This is a genomic window from Formosa sp. A9, from assembly GCF_051200825.1.
Taxonomy (GTDB): domain Bacteria; phylum Bacteroidota; class Bacteroidia; order Flavobacteriales; family Flavobacteriaceae; genus Formosa.
Genome location: NZ_CP195158.1, coordinates 2,821,527 through 2,844,560 on the forward strand (window position 1 = coordinate 2,821,527; position 23,034 = coordinate 2,844,560).

Genomic DNA, 23,034 nt, shown 5'->3' on the forward strand with positions numbered 1-23,034 from the left:
TGTTAAAATCTTCTATTCTAAAGAGTGGCAATTTACGGAATATTCAAAAAAAAGTTTCATTTATCTTAAATTATCTAAAAGCCTAGCAGAAAGCAGCTACTAATAATTTTCTAACTATTTTTATGCAGTATTGAAACACAAGATTATGAATAGAATAACGCTATTAATGCACTGCAACGACCAATCTGGTATTATTGCTGCTGTATCTAATTTTATTGCTAATAATGGCGGAAACATTGTATATATAGACCAACATGTAGACCGCGAACAGAACATTTTCTTTATGCGCTTGGAAAGTGAATTCCAAGATTCTACATTTAATTTGGAGCATTTAAAAAATACATTTAAAGACACTCTTGTGTTGCAGTTTAAAATGAAATGGCGCATTTATACTGCCGAAGTAAAACCTAAAATGGCCATTTTCGTTTCGAAATACGACCATTGTTTGTACGATATTTTGGGACGATACAATTCAGGAGAATTACATGCCGAAATTCCTTTTATTTTGAGTAATCACAACGATTTAAAAACGATTGCCGACAGTTACAATATTCCGTTTTATCACGTTCCTGTTACTAAAGACACGAAAGAAGCAGCCGAAACCAAACAACTGGAATTATTACAAAAACACAATATAGATTTTATTGTTTTGGCACGCTATATGCAAATTGTTTCAAGCAAATTAATCAGTGTTTATCCGAATAAAATAATTAATATTCACCATTCGTTTTTACCAGCATTTGTTGGTGCAAAGCCCTACCATTCGGCTTACAAGCGCGGCGTAAAAATTATTGGCGCCACTAGCCATTATGTTACGGAAGATTTAGATGCCGGCCCAATTATAGAACAAGATGTTGCACGGGTTTCTCATACCCACGCTATAGAAGACTTAATTGCCAAAGGGCGCGATTTAGAAAAAATTGTTTTGGCTACAGCTATTAAATTGCATATTAACCGCAAAGTGATGGTGTTTAACAATAAAACACTAATTTTTTATTAGAAACTAATTATGATGCGATTCATGCAAAGCTTCTTTTATGAAAGACTTTTCCAACGGATTGTAATTCTGATCTAAATACAGTTCCTGTAAAGTATCCATTAAAATAATGCCTTTACGATCTAATTGACCGCCAATTCTGGTGCGAATTTGTTTAAGATTTGCATACCAAACCGAAAACAGCAAGCTATTAATGGTAATATTATGCAAGTAATCTCGGTTTAACTGTATTACAAAGCTTTTTAAGTAACTTTTTAAAAGTAAGGGCATTTTAGTCCAATGCAGATACGCATGATATAAATACTGTTTAATTTCTTGGTGAGAAGCTAACGAAATAATATTAAAATCGGTTTCTTTATGTCCCTTAATAGCATGCAACAACAAAAACGATTTGCAAATAAACGCTTTCATATCTACTGGCGACACATAATAAATATCTAAACCTAAATTGGTGTTTATTATAGTAACCTCCTGCTTTATGGTGTTTTTTATAAACTTAGACAATGTTTCAATATCTTTCCAAGACATTAACAACTGCCGTTTGTAGCCTTTAGAATAAATAAAGACCGCTCTAAAACTTGCATCATTCGTTTCCACCTTTATACTATTTAAATATACCCTCTTTTAACCTAATCCTAAATTCTTTTTCTGTCACAAATTGCCTTTAACTACCATATCTCCAAAAAAGCAGCATCAGATTTAATAGATTGATAAAATATACCTTAAATTTTAATAAAATAAAAATATTTAACATGGCAGTTCGATTTAATTCATAATTAATTGAAGATTAATAATTACATAACACACTTAAAACCAATATTATGCACCTTTGCCTGTATAAATAGTGGATTTTTCTCATAGATATTCTATTTGAACCAAGTTTGTTAGTTAGTTATTAAAAAGTAGTCCTTGTCGGACTACTTTTTTTTTGAAAAATTTAAGAAGCTATCCTTTTTAGTTTTATTTATTTTAGTGTATATTTAAAACACTAAGTTTCAACAAGATGAACCAAAATGACAGAATAAAAAAAAACCAGCAAAGACTCAATAAACGCTATAAGCAACTTATTGAGCAGGCGTATAATTTCCGCCAAACCGACTCGGCAATCAGTGATATATCTGAATTTCAAGCAATTAAATTATTAAACAAAATAAACCGGTTAAAATACTTAAACAGAGGCGAACCCAATATTTCTATCCCTTAAAATATTATCATTTTTTTAACGATTTACCCTAAACTTTTGGCACGATTATTACGTTTATAATAGTATTAAAACCGTAATACTATGAATTCCCAATTTTGTAAAGTAGGTAAAGTAAAAAACTTCTTAAAACTAGAAGAATTACAAAAATTATATAGTGCTTTTGTTGAAGAAGCCTACAATATTATGCATACCGATGGTAGCCTAAGCGATTATTTATATTTTGAAGCTTACAAGTTAAGACGACAAATGGTTACTGTTAAGAGTAACGAAGATTTTCGTGCAGATTTTTAAAATACGAAAACGCTTTTAATAACCGAGAGCCGTACCACGAGAACATTTCTCCGTCTACCAATACTATTTTTGTGTTCGGGAAAAAGACGCTGAATTCTTTGATATGCTCTTGATTAAAAGGATAAGGTTCGCTAGATAAAAACACATAATCCGGACAGGTATTATGTGTATCTAAGACTATTTCTGGGTAACGTTTTAAATGTGCAAAACTATTTTTGAATTTGCACAGCGTTAATATGTGATTGATAAACGTATTATTTGCCGCTACCATATAGGGCGATTTCCAGATAAAATAAGCTACTGTTTGTACAGGTAATTTTGTAATAGAAGCTTCAAACTCTGTTTTAATAGTATTTAACCGATGTTGTAGAGCTGTTGCCTCAGCTTCAACATCAAATAGTTTACCGTACATAGCCATTAGTTCTAAACTATCCTCTAGTGTATAGATATCTGAAATATGCACCGGTGCTATTGCTTCTAAATCGGCAATCATTGCTTTTGTGTTCTCCTCTTTATTACACAAAATAATATCGGGTTGCAATGCTGCTATCTTACCTAAATGCACTTGCTTGGTACCTCCAACTATTGTCTTTTCACCTTTTAGATGTCTTGGGTGCACACAAAATTTGGTAACTCCAACAAGATACTTTTCTAAACCTAAATCGCACAACAATTCGGTTTGGCTAGGCACCAAACTCACTATCCGCTTGGGATTATTAATAAAAGAAAGCTTTCGGTTTAATTGATCTGTAACCGTAAACACCAATTAAAACTGATTTAGAATGTCTGCCATTTCTTGCTGTAATTGCTTGGCTTTTGCGGCAGCAGCTTCAGCAAAATCGGTATCTTGTGAGGCATAAATAATACCTCTAGACGAATTAATAAGCAATCCAACACGCTTAGTCATTCCGTATTTACAAACCTCTTGTAAACTCCCCCCTTGCGCCCCTACACCAGGAACCAATAAAAAACTATCTGGCACAATTTGTCTAATTTCGCTTAAATACTCTGCTTTTGTAGCTCCAACAACATACATAAGGTTTTCGGAATTCTCCCAAGATTTAGACGTTTCCAAAACTTGCTTATAAAGCTCTTTGCCATTAACCAATTGTGTTTGAAAATCGAAAGCTCCGGCATTAGATGTTAATGCCAACATTATAGTATGTTTATCTTTAAAAGCTAAGAAAGGCTCTACGGAATCCTTGCCCATATAAGGTGCTATAGTAACACTGTCGAATGCTAAATCCTCAAAAAAAGCTTTAGCATACATGGTACTTGTATTACCTATATCTCCGCGTTTAGCATCGGCTATAGTAAAAATTTCGGGATGGTTTTCATTTAAGTACTGTATTGTTCTTTCCAGAGCTTGCCAACCTTTTAAACCATAAGCTTCGTAAAATGCAGTATTAGGTTTATAGGCCACACATAAATGATGCGTTGCATCAATAATGGCTTTATTGAATTCGAAAATAGGATCTTCGGCATCTAATAAATGTTTTGGGATTTTATTTAAATCGACATCTAAGCCAATGGTTAAAAACGATTTCTTTTTATGAATCTCCTGTATAAGCTGTTCGGTTGTCACTATATATGTACTTTAAATGTGTTTTAACTTCTTCTATAAAAAAAGCCTCATTAAGAGGCTGTTTATTATTTAAATAACTTCGTCGCTAGCTTTTAGTTTTTCGGTATTTTCTGCTAACTGTAGTTCGTCTATAATTTTTTGAATATCGCCATTTACAATATTAGACAAATCGTAAAGTGTTAATCCTATACGATGGTCTGTAACGCGACCTTGCGGATAGTTGTACGTTCTAATTTTAGCACTTCTATCTCCAGAGCTCACCATCGATCCTCGTTTAGCAGCATCTTCTTCCTGTTTTTTAGCCAATTCTAAATCGTACAATCTAGAACGCAATACTTTAAACGCTTTTTCCTTGTTTTTGTGTTGCGACTTTTGATCTTGACACTGCGCTACTAAGCCTGTAGGAATATGGGTTAAACGCACTGCCGAATAGGTGGTGTTAACCGACTGCCCACCAGGACCAGACGAACAAAAATAGTCGATACGAACATCTTTTGGACTTATTTCAATATCGAATTCTTCGGCTTCTGGAAACACCATTACTGTAGCCGCACTGGTATGTACTCGCCCTTGGGTTTCGGTTTGCGGCACACGTTGCACACGATGCACGCCAGCTTCAAATTTTAATGTTCCGTACACATCTTCGCCAGAAACCTCGAACTGAATTTCTTTAAAGCCACCATTAGTACCTTCGCTAAAATCTACAGTATCGACCTTCCAGCCTTTGCTTTCGCAGTACTTAGTGTACATTCTATACAAATCGCCCGCAAAAATACTGGCTTCATCTCCACCTGTACCAGCTCTTAATTCTACAACCGCATTTTTAGAATCTTCGGGATCTTTAGGAATAAGCATAAATTTAATTTCCTCCTCCAGTTCCGGAATTCTAGATTTTGCCTCGTCGTATTGCATCTTAGCCATTTCTACCATTTCGGCATCGCTACCATCGGCAATAATTTCTTCGGCTTCCTTAATATTATCTTTAAGTTCTATATACTCGGCACGTTTATCTACAAGTGCTCTTAAATCTTTATACTCTTTATTTAATTGTACATAACGCTTTTGATCGGAAATGATATCCGGCTGAATGATTAGATCGCTAACCTCATCAAAACGCTGCTTTACTATTTGTAATTTATCTAACATCTACATAAAAATTGTGCTGCAAAAATACGATAATTTATGAATACTCCATACCAATATTGCAAAGTGAGTAACAACTATTGCTCTTCGTCTTCGTACAATAATTCTTTTTCAAATTTCAATACCGCATAAGCCGTTAAAAGCCCCAAGCCTAACACATAAAAAAAGCGTGTTGGATAGTAAAACATAGGAATACCCAAATAATATGAAATTGCCGCAAACAAATCGGATACCACAAAAGAGAACACAAAAAACATACAGTAAGTAGATTGTGTAGAGTTATACCGGAAATTATAATTTCCTACCAAAATTAATAAGGCCAACAATACCAATGAGTACAGGTAATACAAATATTGGTGCCAGGTATTGTTTAACGAAGCAGACATTAAACCTATAACCTCGTAAAACATGTAAGCGCTTATAAGTATAATAACAAGAAAAAGCGCCACGATACGCTTTTTTATGCTAACCAATTTGAATTTAGGAAACATGTAATACCCTATAAACAAATACCCGAGTGTTGACGCTACCGATGTTAAATTATTATATACAATTTGATCGTATCGATTTATAAACAAATCTGAAATGAAGAAAAAGAGCAACGCAAAAAACATAAGTTTTTTCTTAAATCCGCCCAAAATGACAAAGGTCACCAAAAAAATAAACGATGTTACGGATCTAAAAAGCCTTACAGCCTGAAGATCGTATTGATATATCGCAAAAATATTTACGACAATCATAACCACGGTTAGTATGAGTAAAAGATTTTTTTTGGTTAGCATTTTGGGACTAAAATCTAATATTACATTCTCCTTTATTTAAAGATATAAAATATACATATAAAAAAAGGGAGCATCAAATTGATTTCTCCCTTTTAGGTTATTATTTACGTATTATCCGCATTTTGACGAACCACACTCTTGGCATGTTAAACAACCTTCCTGATAAATTAACTTATCTGAATTACAGTTAGAACACGTTCCTTTAGCCTTAGTACCATCTTCAACAAAACGCTTTAAAGCTCTTCCTACTCCATTTTTCCAAGTATTTATAGATTCATTATCTAATTGCAAGCTGTTAATTAAATCTACAATCTTATCGATTGGCATGCCGTGACGCAGTGTACTAGAAATTAATTTTGCATAATTCCAGAATTCTGGATCGAATTTATGAGATAACCCTTCAATGGTGGTTTTATATCCTCTTTTATTTTGATATTGAAAATCGTAACGTGTGGTACCATCTTCATTTTTATTTTTAATGATAAACCCATTAGTGACCCAACGCGGAATTAAAATACCATCTTCATCGTCTGACAAACCTGTGAATATTTCGTAAGGCTTTCCATCAATTAAACCAATAAAAGCAATCCATTTCTCTTTATTATTCTGAAAACGAACCACATCAGCATCTAAAGTTTGTGGACGTTTAGTCGGGAAAGTGGTTAACATATCGTGGTTTTCTTCTTCCTTTTTCTCTTCGTTAGAAATCAACACACCAGAACGAGAACCATCGCGATATACCGTAACACCTTTACAACCTACTTCCCAAGCTTTTAAATACAGTTGCCCAACTAACTCTTCGCTTACATCGCTAGGCAAATTAATGGTAACACTTATAGAGTGGTCTACCCATTTTTGAACCGCTCCCTGCATGGTTACCTTACTTAACCAGTCTACATCGTTTGATGTTGCCTTGTAATATGGTGACTTTTGAATTAATTCGTCGATTTCTTTTTGCGAATAGTTTTGTGTAGTATCTATACCATTTACTTCCATCCACTGTTTAAAACGGTGATGAAACACTACATATTCTTCCCAAGAATCCCCTACTTCATCTACAAAATCTACACGTACATTTTTATCATTAGGGTTTACTTTTCTACGTCGTTTATAAACCGGCATAAACACGGGTTCAATTCCCGAACTTGTTTGCGTCATTAAACTAGTGGTCCCGGTAGGCGCAATAGTCAATAACGCAATATTACGACGGCCATATTCTAACATATCGTAATATAGCTTACTATCAGCTTCTTTCAATCTATTGATAAACGGATTGTTTTTTTCGCGCTCGGCATCAAACACACCAAAGGCACCACGCTCTTTAGCTGTATACACTGAAGCTCTATACGCCTCGATAGCTAATTTTTTATGCACCTCTAGAGAGAAGGCATTTCCGGCCTCACTTCCGTATTGTATGCCTAACGCTGCTAACATATCACCTTCGGCCGTAATACCTATACCGGTACGTCTACCTTCTTCGGCTTTATGTTTGATGTTTAACCATAAATTACGCTCTGTTGCTTTAACCTCATCTAATTCTGGGTCGGCATCAATTTTTTCTAGAATGCTATCGATTTTCTCTAATTCCAAATCAATTATATCATCCATCATACGTTGCGCCACTGCGACGTGCTTACTAAACAAGTCGAAATTAAAAGTAGCTTCTGGTGTAAAAGGCTGCTCTACATACGAAAACAGGTTGATGGCTAATAATCTACAAGAATCGTATGGACATAATGGTATTTCTCCACACGGGTTTGTAGACACGGTTTTATAACCTAAATCTGCATAACAATCTGGAACAGACTCATCAATAATAGTGTCCCAAAATAAAATTCCCGGCTCGGCTGATTTCCATGCGTTATGTACAATTTTTTTCCATAATCCATCGGCATCAATGCGTTTCGAAAATTTAGGTGAATCACTAAAAATAGGATATTTTTGAGTGTATTCCGTACCTAATTTAACAGCTTTCATAAAGCTATCGTCTATTCGCACAGACACATTTGCCCCTGTTACTTTACCTTGCTCTAACTTAGCATCTATAAAATCTTCGGAATCTGGATGATTAATAGAAACCGACAACATTAAAGCACCTCGTCTTCCATCTTGCGCCACCTCTCTAGTAGAATTAGAATAACGCTCCATAAACGGAACGATTCCCGTAGAAGTTAATGCCGAATTTTTTACTGGCGACCCTTTTGGACGTATATGCGACAAATCGTGACCAACACCACCACGACGTTTCATTAATTGCACTTGCTCCTGGTCGATTTTCATGATACCTCCATAAGAATCGGAATCTCCACTATTTCCAATCACAAAACAGTTTGATAAAGACGCGATTTGAAAAGGATTACCAATTCCTGCCATTGGACTCCCTTGCGGAACGATATATTTAAAATCTTTAATTAAATCGAAAATTTCCTGTTCGCTTAATGGATTTGGATATCGAGATTCTACTCTAGCAATTTCTTTAGCGATTCTGGTATGCATATCGTTTGGCGTTTGCTCATAAATATTGCCATCGGAATCCTTTAAAGCATATTTATTCAACCAAACTCTTGCTGCTAAATCATCACCTTTAAAATAGTTTAAAGAAGCTTCAAAAGCTTCCTCTTGGGTATATGTTTTTCGAGGGGTTTGCAAGGCGTCTACTTTCATGGTGCTGTCGTGTTTTTTTTGTTCTTTCTAGTTTATTTTGAAGACCACAAATATACACAAGAACAGACAACAAACAACAGTATCGAAAACAAAAAGTTTTCAACAAAATTTAATAAAACACTGATTTACAGGTCTTTAAAATCTTATCAACAATAAAAAGTTGACAAATTATTTCATTTCAAGAAAGTTAACATATTAGAAATCAACCACAACACCAACACCTAGCAATTGCCGCCATTGCAGTCTAGCACCCCGGGTTTCGTATAGCCCTTCATCTTCATTTACGACTACCTGATTTTTAACATCGTTATCGTATTTAAGATGAGAGCCTAATGACGCTTTTACAAAGTTATTCACTTTAAAATCGAAGTTAATCTCCCAATCAATATCTATATTTCCGAAACTATTAAGGTAATCGGTATACAAACTCGCCGTACTTTTTACTTTTATATTTTTAGCGACTTCCATTTCGTAATAGTTAGTCACTAAAATTCCAAGCTCCTCCCTAACCTTATCACCTTCTTTTATTAAATTACCATCGTCGTCGTATTCGGCCGGCTCGACACCAAACGCGCCTGAATTCGCCAAATTATCATCGAGCACAAAAGTAGCCTTATAGGTTAAAGGCGAAAAATAAAAGGACTTTTCTTTTATATTTTTTCCGTATTCCATACCACCCCCAAAAAACATATAGCCTGGCGCCATAAATCGAGATATGGGCTTAGAGGTGTCTGGATACGAATACCCGTTAGCAAACTGTGTTTTAAAATTAAGTCTTGCAGAATAATACCACTGGGAATTTTTGGACTTCTTATACCCCATAGTGGAATTTAACTCAAAAAGGTCGTCTGTTTTTTTAAGCGGCTCACTTTCCTGTTGGTTAATACCATATCTGGCATTCCCTTTATTATTCCAAATAAAATCTTTGTAAGTATAATTAAGTTCGGATTCTAAGTTTAAAATGGCCGAAATGGAATTGCTACCCCCAGAGCTCCAGTTTACAAAAGCAACTTCGTTTAAAAACAAACCCGCTTTATTTTTCTGCTTCCACTCAGGCACAGGCACTTCTACAGGCGATGCTTTCTTTTTAATGTACAACGAATCTGGCTGCGCATAAACACAACTTGTTATGAACAAAAAAAATAAAACAAACAGGTTTAATTTCATGCCAACTTAATTACTCATAATTAAACTCACCAAATTCGCTTTGTATTGTTAAACGTTTTGTATTTGATGCTTCTACTCGACCAATAATTTGAGCATTAACATTAAAGGATTTAGAAATATCGATAATTGCCTGAGCCACTTCTGGATTTACATACAACTCCATACGGTGACCACAATTAAACACTTGATACATTTCCCTCCATTCTGTTTTAGATTGCTCTTGAATGAGTTTAAACAACGGAGGAATAGGAAATAAATTATCTTTAACAATATGAAATTGATCTACAAAATGTAAAATTTTGGTTTGTGCACCACCAGAACAATGCACCATACCATGAATATCGCTCTTGTTATATTTAGATAAAATAGCCTTTATAATTGGCGCGTAAGTGCGCGTAGGGGACAATACCAGCTTACCAGCGTCTAACGGCGACTCTGCAACAGCATCGGTTAATTTCATGCCTCCAGAATATACTAAATCGCTTGGCACGGCAGCATCAAAACTCTCTGGAAATTTATCGGCAAGATAGTTATGAAACACATCGTGTCTGGCAGATGTTAAACCATTACTACCCATACCGCCATTATATTCTTTTTCGTAAGTGGCTTGCCCAAAAGACTCTAAGCCCACAATAACGTCTCCCTCTTGGATGTTAGCATTATCGATAACATCATCACGTTTCATTCTGGCCGTAACGGTAGAATCGACTATTATTGTTCTCACTAAATCACCTACATCGGCAGTTTCACCACCCGTAGAATGTATGGTTACCCCAAAAGTTTTAAGTTCGTTTATTAATTCTTCGGTACCATTAATTATAGCCGACAACACTTCTCCTGGAATAAGATTTTTATTTCTTCCTATAGTAGACGACAACATGATATTATCTGTTGCGCCCACACAAAGTAAATCGTCTATATTCATAATTAAGGCATCTTGAGCGATTCCTTTCCAAACCGACAGATCGCCAGTTTCTTTCCAATACATATAAGCTAAGGCACTTTTAGTACCTGCACCATCGGCATGCATAATTAAGCAATACGCATCGTCTTGTGATAAATAATCTGGCACGATTTTACAAAACGCTTTAGGAAACAAACCTTTGTCTATATTTTTTATTGCATTATGAACATCTGATTTTGAGGCTGAAACCCCTCTTTGCGCGTATCGTTTACTAACTTCCTGACTCATGGATTATGTATATGATTTGATTTGCAAAAGTAAGCATTGTAAATTAGTTTTTTATGATATTTAATGCTAAAATCTGAAACAAAAAAATATCCTCAAGGCTCTATTTACAAGAAATAGAAACCTGAAGATATATTACAACGTATTGAAACCTTTATTAAGGTTTAAAAACATAATTTAACCAAGTTCTGTGGGAGAATGTTTAACTTGTACTGCAGACTCTTTTACAGTTGTATCATTAGCATTATCGTCCTGCGAATTAGATTTCGCCTGAGAAAACACCAAAGTAGCAATTAAGAGCAACAGCACACTTACAATGAGCCGTTTCATAATTAAATTGTATAGATTAATAGCACTGTAAATATACCAAAAAATCAATTACTACTCTTGTTATAATCTGCTTATTTTCAAATCGCTTAGGGTTTTTCGACAACACACATTTTATACAGACAAAACGCAATATCCGTACAAACAGTTGTAAGAATTTTCTATGATCAAAAACTGACTCCAGGTCCGCAATTCAATCTCAAACCAAACCGCAAACATTAGCTAAACTTACTTTAACTGCTCTAAATCATTTATACTTTATACCTCACATTTTTCTATACAAAAAAAGAGCAGAACACTGCTCTTTTTTTGTGCTATATATTAAAGTATAGACTACTTGGTGAATAACAATTCTCTGTATTTTGTTAAAGGCCAAAGTTCATCGTCCACCAACAATTCTAACTTGTCGCAATGGTAGCGTATATCTTCAAAAAACGGTTTAACCTCGTTGCAGTAAGCTATAGCTTTCTTTTCGATATCGGGCTCTTTATTAATATCGCGACGACGCGCAATCATTTTAGTGACATTAGAATTAATAGCTTCTATACGTTTAGAAATTTCTTCTATTAAGGCTAATTGTTCTTTAGCTACCGCTTTAAAATCGTTGCCAAAAATCTCTTTTAAACCTTTAACATTTTTTATTAAGATATTCTGATACTTTACCGCCGTTGGCACAATATGGTTACGAGCAATATCGCCTAAAACACGCGATTCAATTTGTATCCGCAATACATAATCCTCCATTTCAATTTCGTAACGCGCTTCGGCCTCTATTTTATTCATTACCCCAAGATCTTCAAACATCTTGATGTATTTTTTTGAAACTTTCACCTTAAGCGCCTCTGGCGTGGTTTTATTATTACTCAAACCGCGCTTTTGGGCTTCCTGTTCCCAAGCCTCGCTATAGCCATTCCCTTCAAAAAGAATATGTTTAGACTTTTTTATGTATTCGCGAAGCACATTAAAAATGGCGTCGTCTTTTTTCATATCTTTTTTCTCTATTAAAGCATCGACTTCTGCTTTAAAATCGAATAATTGTTGCGCCACTATAGTATTTAAAACCGTCATAGGGTTGGCGCAATTTGCCTTAGATCCCACAGCTCTAAATTCAAATTTATTACCTGTAAAAGCAAAGGGAGACGTTCTGTTTCTATCGGTATTATCTAAAAGAATTTCAGGAATTTTACCTACAACATTTAATTTCAATTCTGTTTTTTCTTCTGGGGACAGCTTTCCACTAGTTACATTTTGAAGCTCTTTTAACACTCCTGTTAATTGCTGACCAATAAATACCGAAATGATGGCTGGAGGCGCTTCGTTTGCCCCCAATCTATGGTCGTTACTAGCCGAAGCAATAGCTGCCCGCAACAACTCTTCGTTTTCCTTTACCGCCTTAATGGTATTGATAAAAAAGGTTAAAAACTGCAAATTGCTCATTGGTGTTTTTCCTGGCCCTAAAAGATTTACTCCGGTGTCTGTACTTAAACTCCAATTATTATGTTTACCGGAACCATTAACCCCCGCAAAAGGTTTTTCGTGAAACAACACCTTAAAGTCATGACGCTCTGCAGTTTTGTCCATCAAGTCCATTAATAAGGAGTTGTGGTCTACTGCTAAATTGGCTTCTTCAAAAATTGGAGCCAACTCGAATTGATTAGGCGCAACTTCGTTATGACGGGTTTTTACAGGAATACCCAATAACATGCATTCGTGCTCTAAATCACGCATAAAAGACATCGCTCTATTAGGGATGGTGCCAAAATAATGATCGTCTAACTGCTGCCCTTTAGCCGGAGAATGCCCTAACAAGGTTCTTCCTGTAATTACTATATCTGGACGCGACGCGACTAAGGCTTTATCGATTAAAAAATACTCCTGCTCCCAACCTAAAGACGCGTTAACTTTTCGAACATTTTTATCGAAATATTTACAAACAGCAACCGCTGCGGTGTCTATAGCCTGCAAAGCTCTCAATAAAGGTGTTTTATAATCTAAAGCCTCTCCTGTATACGACACAAAAACTGTAGGTATACACAAAGTAGTTCCATATATAAAAGCTGGAGAGGTCGGATCCCATGCCGTATAACCACGAGCTTCAAATGTATTACGTATACCGCCGTGTGGAAAACTAGACGCATCTGGTTCTTGTTGCACCAGCTCGCCGCCTCCAAATTTTTCTATGGCAATACCATCACCTAAAGTCTCGAAAAATGCATCATGTTTTTCGGCAGTAGCTCCCGTTAAGGGCTGAAACCAATGCGTGTAATGCGTAGCTCCTTTAGATATGGCCCATTCTTTCATACCTGTCGAAATATGGTCGGCTACCAATCTATCTATTTTAGAACCTTTATCTATAGCATCGGTTACTTCTTTAAAAGCAGCTTTTGTTAGATATTGGCGCATGCTCGCCTCGTTAAATACATTTTCCCCAAAAATAGTAGAGCGTCGCTCGTTTTCTTCGATAATTACAGGCCTACGGTTTAGCGTCTGTTTTAAAGCATGAAATCTTAATATAGCCATTATTGAATATTGTGATTTTTATGTTGATTTTTATTGCAAATATAAAAATTGAAACCGTCGCTTTTTAAACAAAAAATAAATACCCCTAAAAAAAAGGGGGGCAAACTAATAATATAATAAAAATATATAATCGACCCTAGTATTTTTTACAGTAAAACAAATTTTCAGTTATATTTGTCGTGACATTAATAACTATATCTAATACAATATTATGAGTAAATCTAAACTTGAGTATATTTGGCTAGATGGATACTACCCAACTCAAAACATGAGAAGTAAAACCAAAATCGAAGAAGATTTTAGTGGAAAATTAGAAGACTGTCCAACATGGTCTTTTGATGGTAGTTCAACTAAACAAGCCGAAGGCGGATCTTCTGACTGTTTACTTAAACCAGTAGCTATATACCCAGACCCAGCTAGAAAAGACGGCTATTTAGTAATGACCGAAGTTTTAAACCCAGACGGTACTCCACATGAAAGCAACCACAGAGCTGAAATCGATGACGATGATGATGATTTCTGGTTTGGTTTTGAACAAGAATATTTCATCATGGACAAGAAAACACAATTACCTTTAGGATTCCCAGTTGGTGGATACCCTGGACCACAAGGTATGTACTACTGTTCTGTTGGTGGTTTAAATACTCACGGAAGAGCTTTTGTTGAAGAGCATGCCGACTTATGTATTGCTGCCGGATTAAATTTTGAAGGTATTAACCAAGAGGTAGCAAGCGGACAGTGGGAATTCCAATTATTCGCTAAAGGTGCTAAAAAAGCGGGAGACGAAATTTGGGTAGCGAGATATTTATTAGATCGTTTAACTGAAAAATATGGTTACTATATCGAATACCACCCAAAACCTGTAAAAGGAGACTGGAACGGTTCTGGTATGCACGCGAACTTCTCTAACTCTGTTTTAAGAACTTGTGGAGATAAAGAAACTTACATGAAAATTTGTGAAGCCTTTAGACCTGTTACCAAAGAACACATTGAAGTTTATGGCGAGTTTAACGACCAACGTTTAACTGGTAAGCACGAAACTGCTTCAATTAACGACTTTAGCTACGGAATATCTGACAGAGGTGCCTCAATCAGAATTCCAATTATTACTGTAGAAAAAGGCTGGAAAGGCTGGTTAGAAGACCGTCGCCCAGCATCTAATGGTGATCCATACAAAATCGCAGGACGTATCGTTAAGACCGTAAAATCTGCCGATGTTTAATTTTTAAGAAGTTATATATCAATAAAAAAGCCTGAAATTAATTTTTCAGGCTTTTTTATGCTTTAAACATTATTTTTTTATACTACATAAACGTGGTATACAAAAACACTAAATAAGCCACGAAAATGAATACCCCTTTTAACCGGCTTATTTCAAAACGCTTTGGCAAAAACACTAAAGGAATTAATATCGCTGCAAAGCCTATCATCCAAAACACATCTGTAGTCAATATCTCGTCGCTTTTTACTGCAATAGGCTGAATCATGGCGGTTAACCCCAACACCGAAGAAATATTAAAAATATTAGAGCCAATTAAATTTCCTAGAGAAATGGCTTTCTCCTTTTTAAGTGCAGCAATTACAGAAGCTGCAAGTTCTGGAACACTGGTACCAATAGCTACCATAGTAACCGAAATAACACGCTCGCTAACCCCTAAAGACAAAGCCATAGATTTTGCGCCATCTACGAGCCATTCGCTTCCATAATAAAGCGCAACTGCCCCTATTAGCAACCAAATAAAAATCTTAACATTGGTTGTCGCCTTCAAACTATCATCTACCTCATCGGCATTAGATAAATCCTCTTTAGCAGAACTTCGTATTAATACAATTAAAAATATAATTAAAGACACAAACAAGGCACATCCTTCCCAAAAGCTAAGTGTATTTTCACTTTTTAAGAAAAAGTAAAGCACGACAGACATGAGCATCATAACCGGCCAATTCAACTTATAAAATCCTTTATCGACCACCAAAGGCGAAATAATGGCGGTAACCCCTAAAACAAGACCTATATTGGCAATATTAGAACCTATAACGTTGCCTAGCGCAATATCTGAAGCACCTTCTAAGGCCGCTTGTAAACTCACCAATAATTCGGGTGCAGAAGTCGCGAAGGAAACCACTGTCATCCCTATAACAATTTTCGAAATATTTAATTTAAACGAAAGTGCTACCGACGAACGTACTAAAAATTCGCCACCAACAACCAACAACAATAGTCCTAATAAAACCCAAAGTAAACTCATATCTATCCTTATTTTTTATGCGAATATACTACAGAAATAGCAAACGGCTAAATCCTATTTCTCTACTTCAAATGATCGTTATCTTTTTGAAAACTAAAAAAATAGTTAAAAAACGACATTTATAGTTTTATAACTATAAAAATAGTTATATATTTGATCAACACTTAAACATCTACACAAGACCATGCAAAAGTTAACGAACAAAGAAGAAGAAATCATGCACATTTTATGGCGGCTGGAAAAAGCGTTTGTAAAAGATGTATTAGAACAAATTACAGAAGATAAACCCCATTACAACACGCTATCTACCATTATTAGAAACCTGGAAGATAAAGGTTATGTAAGCCATAACGCCTATGGCAAGACCCATCAATATTTTCCTATTGTAACCAAAGAAGCCTACAGAAAACGCTTTATGAACACTGCCATAGAGCACTTTTTTAACAATTCGTATAAAAATGTCGTTTCGTTTTTTGCTAAAGAAGAAAAAATTAGTGTCGAGGAACTGAAAGAAATTATTAACATCATAGAACAAGATAAATAATATGGATTTTTTATTAAAAGCAAGCCTACTGCTTATTGGGTTTTATACGTTCTACATGCTCTGGCTTCAAAAAGAAACATTCTTTACAGCCAATCGCTGGTTTTTATTGACTGGTTTGTTACTTGCTGCCGGTGCTCCTGCTATAGTAATTCCTATTTATGTTGAAGCCGCGCCACTGCAGCTGGATTTTAATACGTTTACAACACTCAGCAACACAACAACTTCATCCTTTACTTGGCAGGACGTCTTATTATACAGCTATTATATAGGTGTAGCTCTATGCACAGTTAAGCTTTTTACAGAATTATATGCGCTAAAAAGCTTTATAAACCAACAACACACAAATACAGAAAATGGATTTAAAATCATTGAAACACAAGACCAAGTAACGCCCTTTTCATTCTTTAATTGGATAGTTTACAATCCCAATCATTTTTCTAAAAACGAGCTACAACATATTTTAGACCACGAAAAAGTTCATGCCAAACAATTGCATTCCATAGACATTTTAATCGCAAAATTAGCCACCATTATATTTTGGTTTAACCCAATAGTTTGGCTGTATAAAAAAGCACTAATACAAAACTTAGAATTTATAGCCGACAGTGAGACTGTACAACAAACAACTTCTTCAAAAACATATCAGAACCTATTATTAAAAACAAGTTTGCCAAATCATCAATTGGCCCTTACCAACAATTTTTATAATTCATTAATCAAAAAACGAATCATTATGCTACACAAATCAAATTCTAACGCTACTCATTATGTAAAATATGTGTTTATCATACCTCTACTAGCGCTATTTCTTATGAGTTTTAACACCAAAACCGTGTATTACTCAAACTCTACAGCAGACAACCTATCGCTTATTGAAGACGGTGAAATTACAGGCATCATTTCTAAAGACGATAACGACGATCAATTAGATGCTTTAGTAAGTACTTTTGCTAGCCAAAATGTAGTTCTGAAAATTAAAAATGTAAAACGTAACACCAACAACGAAATTATTAAAATTTCTATCGAAGCTAAATCGAAAACCAGCACTTTAAAGTACAATAAGGATTCTGACGACCCTATTTCATCAATTAAAATTTATTATAATAATAGTACTGACACCTTACAACTAAATGAGGCAGGAGAAGTTTCTGAAATAATTTTCACAGAATCTGGAAATGCAACAATCGTTAAGACAAATAATCCTAATTCATTTTTCATGCAAACGGATAAAGACCCTAATACTTTTGTTGTAAAAAAAATAACTACTAAAAACAAAGATCAAAGTTCCTCAGTGTTTATTGTTGCTGATAAAGACGATATTAATTTGGAGTCTGATAATAAAGAAATTAATTGGATAAGTGCTGACGAAAAAACAATAATTATTGACAACTCAGATGATCAAAAATTAAATTTAAAGCATACCATATCTGAAAGCCCTTTGATACTTATAAACGGAAAAAAAGCCACCAAAGAAGAAATGGATAAGCTAGACCCCGATATGATTAAAGAAGTAACAGTTTTAAAAAGCGAACAAGCAACAGAAAAATACGGAGAAGAAGCTAAAGATGGTGTTATAAAAATTACATTAAAAGACTAATCTTATCGCTTATCAACGCAACAAATTCACAAAACAGTCAGACTTTACGTTTGGCTGTTTTTTTATTTAATATTTTAATATCGAAGCGACATCTTGGCCTTTTAACTTATCGCGACCGTTTAAAAATTGTAACTCCATAATAAAATTACATTGCACAATTTGTCCGCCTAAACGTTCTACTAATTTACAAACGGCTTCAGCAGTGCCACCAGTTGCCAAAACATCGTCATGAATTAAAACCCTATCACCCTGTTGTATGGCATCCTCGTGAATTTCCAGCACATCGGTACCGTATTCTAAAGCATAAGTTTCGGAAAGTGTTTTATAAGGTAATTTCCCTGGTTTACGAACAGGTACGAAACCAGCTTGTAGCTTTTGTGCCAATAAGGTTCCGAAAAAAAATCCGCGCGCTTCCATTCCCACTACCTTATCGATGTGTGTATCGCCTATTTGCTGCACCAAAGCATCTAAACACAAGCCCATAGCTTCGGCGTTATTTAACAATGGTGTTAAATCTTTAAATACAATCCCAGGTTTAGGAAAATCGATTACATCTCTAATATAGGCTTCAATTGCTTTCATATATCAAATATAAAAAAAGAGTTGCTTTACACCGCTTTACAAGTATTGTTATTTGTCTTTCAACTAAATTCTTCATTATTTTTGCCTTTAGCAATGCCATTTCATGAAAATCATTAATCCACCCATACTGCACTTATTTTTACATTTCATTTTTTTAAACTGTAGTCCTGCTACAGAGTTTCAACTTAAAGAAGGCGACATCTTATTTCAGGACAGCGATTGCGGTCCGTTTTGCGATGCTATAGAAGCTGTTACCCAAGGTATAGACCATTATAATTTTTCGCATGTTGGCCTTGTTATGAAAGACAGTAACAACCAATTAAAGGTTATGGAAGCTATTTCTAAAGGAGTTGTTTTAACACCTTTAGACAGCTTTTTACAACGAAGTTTCGATGCAGAGAACAGGCCCAAGGTTATTGTTGGTCGGCTTAACAAAAAATACACGCCACTGATTCCTGAAGCCATTGCATTTATACATTCTAAAATGAATGCCCAATACGATGCCGTTTTCGATATTAACAACGATAAATATTATTGTTCCGAACTCATTCACTTAGCATTTCAATCTGCTAACAACAACACGCCTATTTTTACAGAACAACCTATGACTTATAAATCGCCAAATACAAACCAAACATTTCCTATTTGGGAGGCCTATTTTAAAGCTCTAAACACAGAAATTCCTGAAGGCAAACCTGGTTTAAACCCAGGTGGCATGTCGAGATCTAAATACATTACTATAGTGCACCGTTATGGCGAGCCGAGTAAGCAACACCCCTAATAGCACGTAAATTTTGTTTATTTTTACTGTACAAGCTTTAAATTAAAAGGTATGCAAGCTAAAATTCATCCCTGTTTATGGTTTAACGACAATGCTAAAGCAGCCGTAAACTATTACAGTTCTGTTTTTAAGAATGTAGAAATACTTACAGAAAACAACACAGTTATTCAATTTACCATTAACAGCACTCCCTTTACAGCCCTTAACGGCGGACCAACATTTAGCATTAATGAATCGATTTCATTTTTTGTATACTGCGGAAGCGACACCGAAATAGAGCGTTTGTACACAGCCCTTTCTCAAGATGGCACGGTATTCATGCCTTTAGGCGAGTACCCGTGGTGCAAAAAATACGCTTGGGTTAAAGATAAATTTGGCGTGTCGTGGCAACTGGATGTAGACCCTATTAATTCTACACAAACCATAGTACCCACCTTATTATTTACTAACGATAAGTTTGACAAAGTAAAACAAGCTTCAACACTGTATCAATCGGTATTTCCGGAAAGCATGAATTTAATGTCTGCTACTTACGGTAAACAAGCACAAAATTTTCCTGAAGACACTCTACTTTTCACGCAATTTAAACTGAACAATACCATCTTTAATGCCATGAGTAGCCCTGAACCACATGCATTCGATTTTAATGAAGGTGTTTCTTTTGTAGTACAATGCGATACCCAAAACGAAATTGATAAGCTTTGGAACGCACTAACTCAAGATGGCGGACAAGAATCGCAGTGCGGCTGGTTAAAAGATAAATTTGGTGTGTCCTGGCAAATTATTCCAAGCATACTTAGTACACTTTTATCAGATCCTGAGCGTGCAGAACGTGTAACGCAAGCCTTCTTAAAAATGAAAAAAAATGGATATTGAAACCTTGTTACAAGCCTAAGACTTATTATTTAGACTGTAATGTAATACTAGCTGATTTAAGACCTTTTCCTTTTACATCTAAAGTTATGTTGCCTGCTTCTTTTTTAGATTGCACCAAAACAACAAGCTTACCGCTAAATAATTTCATGGTAGGCAAATGAAATTGTTCTAAAGACGTCGCGTCTCCATTACAGGCTGCCCTGTAAACTCCACTTCCCTTCACCTTAAATTGCAGCTGGTGTGTCGCTGTTGGACAAGGTATACCGTTTTTATCGACTACAGACACCTCTACATAGGCCAAATCCTTACCATCGGCATGTAAGGTTTTTCTATCGGAAGTCAATACCAATTTATATGGCGTTCCAGCGGTATGCACTTCTTTTTCTGCGGCAACAGAGCCATCATCATTAAAAGCAACAACTTTTAACGTTCCTGGCTCGTATTTTACGTCCATCCACATTAAACGATAACGATGTTGTGGTGAGCTGGTATTCTTTTTTTGAACTCCCATACTCTTACCATTTACAAACAACTCTGCACTATTATAGTTGGTATACACAAAAACTGGAGTGACTTCACCTTCTCTCCCTTCCCAATTCCAGTGCGGCAATACATGCAAGGTTTCCGATTCTGTATTCCATCTGCTGCGATATAAGTAATAACGATCTTTAGGCAACCCTGCTAAATCTGAAATACCAAAATACGAACTGCGCGAGGGCCAATAATTATCGTACGGCGTGGGCTCGCCAAGATAATCGAAACCTGTCCATACAAATTCGCCAATAACCCACGGCTTATCGTCTTGCAACACAAAATCTTCATCGGGTACATTCGACCAGCTGCAAGCCTCTAAATCGTACGACGAACTTTGAAGATCGGGATACTGCTTTTCTTTTTCCTGCACAACGGGAAATTTATAAATTCCGCGAGAGCTAACAGTTGAAGCAGTTTCGGACCCTAGAATAAATCCTTGCGGAAACTTTTCGTAAGCCTCTTCGTATAAATGCACGCGATAATTTAATCCCGGTACATCTAAAAGCGCTCCAAAACCAGACTCCATTACAGCCTTAACCTGATCCATCCCTACGGTTACTGGCCTTGTAGGGTCTTCTCTATGGAAAATTTCCTGAAGCCATTTAGCACGCTTTACACCTTCTGCTCCCCATTGGTCTGGCACTTCGTTACCCGAACTCCACATAACGATAGACGGATGGTTTCTTGTTGCATGCACCAGATTAATAATGTCTTTTTCGGCGTATTCGTCAAAAAAACGATTATACCCATTTTTCACCTTTGGTTTTTTCCATTCATCAAAACTTTCCGCCAAAAACAAAAATCCCATTTCGTCGCATAATTCTAATTGCTCTAACGATGGCATATTATGGGAACTTCGTATTGCATTTACTCCCATATCTTTTAAAATACGCAACTGCCTGCGCAATGCCGCTGTATTAACGGCAGTTCCTATTGGGCCAAGATCGTGGTGTAAACACACCCCTTTAAACTTGGTAACCTTGCCGTTTAATTTAAAGCCATCTTTTGCAGTATAACTAATATCGCGAATACCAAATCGCGTTTCAACCTCATCTTTTAAAACATCATTTACGAATACTTGAGAAATGGCGGTATACAAATACGGTGTTTCCGGACTCCATAATTTTGGAGCATCAACCTTTATATTTTGCTCGAAAGCTTTTCCAAACTGGGTTTCGGAATGCAATTGCCCAACTAGTTTGGCATTTGCGTCGTAAATACTGGTTTTTAAGGTAACCTGTTCTCCCGAAACCTGAGTTTTTATATTTACACGTGCCGAAGCTTCACTAACGTAAGGTGTTGTTATAAATGTCCCCCACTGATCGATACTTTCTTTATTTTTTACAATAACAGATACATTTCTATAAATCCCGGCACCAGGATACCAACGCGAAGAAAATTCTGGATTAGAAGCCTGAACTGCCAAGGTATTCTCGCCAACTTTTAAATCATTGGAAATATCGAAATAAAAATAACTATAGCCGTATTTCCATTCTCCTATTTTTTTACCATTTAAATACACTTGCGGCTCACTCATTACCCCTTCAAAAAGTAAGATGACGGTTTTACCGGGTTCGAAACTTGGCACTGTAAACGTGTTTCTGTACCATGCCGTGCCTATAAAAGGCAAAGCTCCTGTTCGGCCTGTTTTTTCTGTTGCTGTGGTCTCGTTATTCTGGGTGATCGCTACAGTCTGTTTATCTATGTTTTTATTGAAAGACCCATAAATGGCCCAATCGTGCGGCACTGTAACGTTTTCCCATTTAGAATCGTTAAATTGAATTTGATAGGCTTGATCGGGGTTTCCTTTTTGAAATTTCCATCCGTCCTCTAACACCTGAACGGTTCTAGTTTGGGCAAATACCAAAACAGATGTAATACCCAAAACCATCGCAATAAAATAACGCTTCATACCTTTTGTTTTTATGAATTTACAAAGATAGCAATAAGCAATAAAAACAGACACAAAAAGCTTCTTAATTAAATACGGGGTGTACTTCTA

The 23,034-nt window shown here is 35.8% G+C and carries 21 protein-coding genes; 8 read left to right on the top strand and 13 right to left on the bottom strand.

Annotated features, from left to right (window positions below; translation table 11 throughout):
• The first annotated feature begins 145 nt into the window (after positions 1-145).
• A complete protein-coding gene (purU, locus tag ACR9EA_RS12395; RefSeq protein ID WP_435133512.1) occupies positions 146-1,000 on the top strand; it encodes a formyltetrahydrofolate deformylase in 855 nt (284 codons plus the stop codon).
• 3 nt (positions 1,001-1,003) lie between these two features.
• Here purU and ACR9EA_RS12400 read toward each other — a convergent pair whose 3' ends face one another.
• Positions 1,004-1,594 (bottom strand): hypothetical protein, encoded by a 591-nt coding sequence (locus ACR9EA_RS12400; RefSeq protein ID WP_435133515.1) that lies wholly within the window; start codon positions 1,592-1,594, stop codon positions 1,004-1,006.
• A gap of 406 nt (positions 1,595-2,000) precedes the next feature.
• On the opposite strand from ACR9EA_RS12400, the gene ACR9EA_RS12405 reads away from it, so the two are divergent.
• Both ACR9EA_RS12405 and ACR9EA_RS12410 read left to right on the top strand, forming a co-directional pair.
• Complete coding sequence (locus ACR9EA_RS12405; protein ID WP_435133518.1) at positions 2,001-2,201, top strand: Lacal_2735 family protein; 201 nt, start codon at positions 2,001-2,003, stop codon at positions 2,199-2,201.
• An 81-nt stretch (positions 2,202-2,282) separates the two neighbouring features.
• On the top strand, positions 2,283-2,492 hold the full coding sequence (locus tag ACR9EA_RS12410; protein WP_435133521.1) for a Lacal_2735 family protein: 210 nt from the start codon (positions 2,283-2,285) through the stop codon (positions 2,490-2,492).
• On the opposite strand, the gene ACR9EA_RS12415 is transcribed toward ACR9EA_RS12410, so the two are convergent.
• The 9 genes from ACR9EA_RS12415 to ACR9EA_RS12455 all read right to left on the bottom strand — a co-directional run bounded on the left by ACR9EA_RS12415 (position 2,458) and on the right by ACR9EA_RS12455 (position 13,869).
• Entirely contained in the window at positions 2,458-3,255 is a 798-nt protein-coding gene (locus tag ACR9EA_RS12415; protein WP_435139878.1) for an ABC transporter substrate-binding protein, read from the bottom strand. The two genes, ACR9EA_RS12410 and ACR9EA_RS12415, sit on opposite strands and share 35 nt — an antisense overlap.
• 3 nt (positions 3,256-3,258) lie before the next feature.
• On the bottom strand, positions 3,259-4,077 hold the full coding sequence (gene pyrF, locus ACR9EA_RS12420; RefSeq protein ID WP_435133524.1) for an orotidine-5'-phosphate decarboxylase: 819 nt from the start codon (positions 4,075-4,077) through the stop codon (positions 3,259-3,261).
• A gap of 69 nt (positions 4,078-4,146) precedes the next feature.
• Positions 4,147-5,223, bottom strand: coding sequence for a peptide chain release factor 1 (gene prfA / locus ACR9EA_RS12425; RefSeq protein WP_435133527.1), 1,077 nt, complete (start codon positions 5,221-5,223; stop codon positions 4,147-4,149).
• 74 nt (positions 5,224-5,297) lie between these two features.
• Positions 5,298-5,960 carry a hypothetical protein gene (locus ACR9EA_RS12430; protein WP_435133529.1) on the bottom strand — a complete coding sequence of 221 codons (663 nt, stop codon included), beginning with the start codon at positions 5,958-5,960 and terminating at the stop codon, positions 5,298-5,300.
• A 153-nt stretch (positions 5,961-6,113) separates the two neighbouring features.
• A complete protein-coding gene (locus ACR9EA_RS12435; protein ID WP_435133532.1) occupies positions 6,114-8,666 on the bottom strand; it encodes an adenosylcobalamin-dependent ribonucleoside-diphosphate reductase in 2,553 nt (850 codons plus the stop codon).
• 195 nt (positions 8,667-8,861) lie between these two features.
• Positions 8,862-9,833: a DUF3078 domain-containing protein gene (locus ACR9EA_RS12440; RefSeq protein ID WP_435133535.1), complete on the bottom strand. Its 972-nt coding sequence runs from the start codon at positions 9,831-9,833 to the stop codon at positions 8,862-8,864.
• Positions 9,834-9,843: 10 nt separating this feature from the next.
• Positions 9,844-11,025, bottom strand: coding sequence for an AIR synthase related protein (locus ACR9EA_RS12445; RefSeq protein ID WP_435133536.1), 1,182 nt, complete (start codon positions 11,023-11,025; stop codon positions 9,844-9,846).
• A 174-nt stretch (positions 11,026-11,199) separates the two neighbouring features.
• Positions 11,200-11,352 (bottom strand): hypothetical protein, encoded by a 153-nt coding sequence (locus ACR9EA_RS12450; protein ID WP_435133538.1) that lies wholly within the window; start codon positions 11,350-11,352, stop codon positions 11,200-11,202.
• A 330-nt stretch (positions 11,353-11,682) separates the two neighbouring features.
• A complete protein-coding gene (locus tag ACR9EA_RS12455; RefSeq protein WP_435133541.1) occupies positions 11,683-13,869 on the bottom strand; it encodes a glutamine synthetase III in 2,187 nt (728 codons plus the stop codon).
• A 211-nt stretch (positions 13,870-14,080) separates the two neighbouring features.
• Here ACR9EA_RS12455 and ACR9EA_RS12460 point away from each other — a divergent pair, with 211 nt between their 5' ends.
• Positions 14,081-15,091, top strand: coding sequence for a glutamine synthetase beta-grasp domain-containing protein (locus ACR9EA_RS12460; protein ID WP_435133543.1), 1,011 nt, complete (start codon positions 14,081-14,083; stop codon positions 15,089-15,091).
• Positions 15,092-15,173: 82 nt separating this feature from the next.
• Here ACR9EA_RS12460 and ACR9EA_RS12465 read toward each other — a convergent pair whose 3' ends face one another.
• A complete protein-coding gene (locus ACR9EA_RS12465; RefSeq protein WP_435133545.1) occupies positions 15,174-16,118 on the bottom strand; it encodes a calcium/sodium antiporter in 945 nt (314 codons plus the stop codon).
• A 184-nt stretch (positions 16,119-16,302) separates the two neighbouring features.
• On the opposite strand from ACR9EA_RS12465, the gene ACR9EA_RS12470 reads away from it, so the two are divergent.
• Together ACR9EA_RS12470 and ACR9EA_RS12475 are read left to right on the top strand one after the other, a co-directional pair.
• Positions 16,303-16,662: a BlaI/MecI/CopY family transcriptional regulator gene (locus ACR9EA_RS12470; protein ID WP_435133548.1), complete on the top strand. Its 360-nt coding sequence runs from the start codon at positions 16,303-16,305 to the stop codon at positions 16,660-16,662.
• Position 16,663: 1 nt separating this feature from the next.
• On the top strand, positions 16,664-18,259 hold the full coding sequence (locus tag ACR9EA_RS12475; RefSeq protein WP_435133551.1) for a M56 family metallopeptidase: 1,596 nt from the start codon (positions 16,664-16,666) through the stop codon (positions 18,257-18,259).
• A 66-nt stretch (positions 18,260-18,325) separates the two neighbouring features.
• On the opposite strand, the gene ACR9EA_RS12480 is transcribed toward ACR9EA_RS12475, so the two are convergent.
• The gene (locus ACR9EA_RS12480; protein ID WP_435133554.1) at positions 18,326-18,841 is read right to left on the bottom strand and encodes an adenine phosphoribosyltransferase; all 516 of its coding nucleotides are present in this window, start codon (positions 18,839-18,841) and stop codon (positions 18,326-18,328) included.
• A 103-nt stretch (positions 18,842-18,944) separates the two neighbouring features.
• Here ACR9EA_RS12480 and ACR9EA_RS12485 point away from each other — a divergent pair, with 103 nt between their 5' ends.
• On the top strand, positions 18,945-19,622 hold the full coding sequence (locus ACR9EA_RS12485; protein ID WP_435133557.1) for a YiiX/YebB-like N1pC/P60 family cysteine hydrolase: 678 nt from the start codon (positions 18,945-18,947) through the stop codon (positions 19,620-19,622).
• Between the two features lie 51 nt (positions 19,623-19,673).
• Complete coding sequence (locus ACR9EA_RS12490) at positions 19,674-20,498, top strand: VOC family protein (RefSeq protein WP_435133560.1); 825 nt, start codon at positions 19,674-19,676, stop codon at positions 20,496-20,498.
• Positions 20,499-20,523: 25 nt separating this feature from the next.
• On the opposite strand, the gene ACR9EA_RS12495 is transcribed toward ACR9EA_RS12490, so the two are convergent.
• Positions 20,524-22,944, bottom strand: a complete 2,421-nt coding sequence (locus ACR9EA_RS12495; RefSeq protein WP_435133562.1) for a glycoside hydrolase family 2 TIM barrel-domain containing protein — start codon at positions 22,942-22,944, stop codon at positions 20,524-20,526.
• Positions 22,945-23,034 lie beyond the last annotated feature (90 nt).

What these genes read in the sequence shown, in the direction of transcription:
- ACR9EA_RS12495 (WP_435133562.1), bottom strand. Translation starts at nt 22,944, where the DNA reads ATGAAGCGTTATTTTATTGCGATGGTTTTGGGTATTACATCTGTTTTG.
- ACR9EA_RS12490 (WP_435133560.1), top strand. Translation starts at nt 19,674, where the DNA reads ATGCAAGCTAAAATTCATCCCTGTTTATGGTTTAACGACAATGCTAAA.
- prfA (WP_435133527.1), bottom strand. Translation starts at nt 5,223, where the DNA reads ATGTTAGATAAATTACAAATAGTAAAGCAGCGTTTTGATGAGGTTAGC.
- ACR9EA_RS12480 (WP_435133554.1), bottom strand. Translation starts at nt 18,841, where the DNA reads ATGAAAGCAATTGAAGCCTATATTAGAGATGTAATCGATTTTCCTAAA.
- ACR9EA_RS12445 (WP_435133536.1), bottom strand. Translation starts at nt 11,025, where the DNA reads ATGAGTCAGGAAGTTAGTAAACGATACGCGCAAAGAGGGGTTTCAGCC.
- ACR9EA_RS12465 (WP_435133545.1), bottom strand. Translation starts at nt 16,118, where the DNA reads ATGAGTTTACTTTGGGTTTTATTAGGACTATTGTTGTTGGTTGTTGGT.
- ACR9EA_RS12455 (WP_435133541.1), bottom strand. Translation starts at nt 13,869, where the DNA reads ATGGCTATATTAAGATTTCATGCTTTAAAACAGACGCTAAACCGTAGG.
- ACR9EA_RS12470 (WP_435133548.1), top strand. Translation starts at nt 16,303, where the DNA reads ATGCAAAAGTTAACGAACAAAGAAGAAGAAATCATGCACATTTTATGG.
- purU (WP_435133512.1), top strand. Translation starts at nt 146, where the DNA reads ATGAATAGAATAACGCTATTAATGCACTGCAACGACCAATCTGGTATT.
- ACR9EA_RS12410 (WP_435133521.1), top strand. Translation starts at nt 2,283, where the DNA reads ATGAATTCCCAATTTTGTAAAGTAGGTAAAGTAAAAAACTTCTTAAAA.
- ACR9EA_RS12430 (WP_435133529.1), bottom strand. Translation starts at nt 5,960, where the DNA reads ATGATTGTCGTAAATATTTTTGCGATATATCAATACGATCTTCAGGCT.
- ACR9EA_RS12405 (WP_435133518.1), top strand. Translation starts at nt 2,001, where the DNA reads ATGAACCAAAATGACAGAATAAAAAAAAACCAGCAAAGACTCAATAAA.
- ACR9EA_RS12460 (WP_435133543.1), top strand. Translation starts at nt 14,081, where the DNA reads ATGAGTAAATCTAAACTTGAGTATATTTGGCTAGATGGATACTACCCA.
- ACR9EA_RS12435 (WP_435133532.1), bottom strand. Translation starts at nt 8,666, where the DNA reads ATGAAAGTAGACGCCTTGCAAACCCCTCGAAAAACATATACCCAAGAG.
- ACR9EA_RS12450 (WP_435133538.1), bottom strand. Translation starts at nt 11,352, where the DNA reads ATGAAACGGCTCATTGTAAGTGTGCTGTTGCTCTTAATTGCTACTTTG.
- ACR9EA_RS12440 (WP_435133535.1), bottom strand. Translation starts at nt 9,833, where the DNA reads ATGAAATTAAACCTGTTTGTTTTATTTTTTTTGTTCATAACAAGTTGT.
- ACR9EA_RS12475 (WP_435133551.1), top strand. Translation starts at nt 16,664, where the DNA reads ATGGATTTTTTATTAAAAGCAAGCCTACTGCTTATTGGGTTTTATACG.
- ACR9EA_RS12485 (WP_435133557.1), top strand. Translation starts at nt 18,945, where the DNA reads ATGAAAATCATTAATCCACCCATACTGCACTTATTTTTACATTTCATT.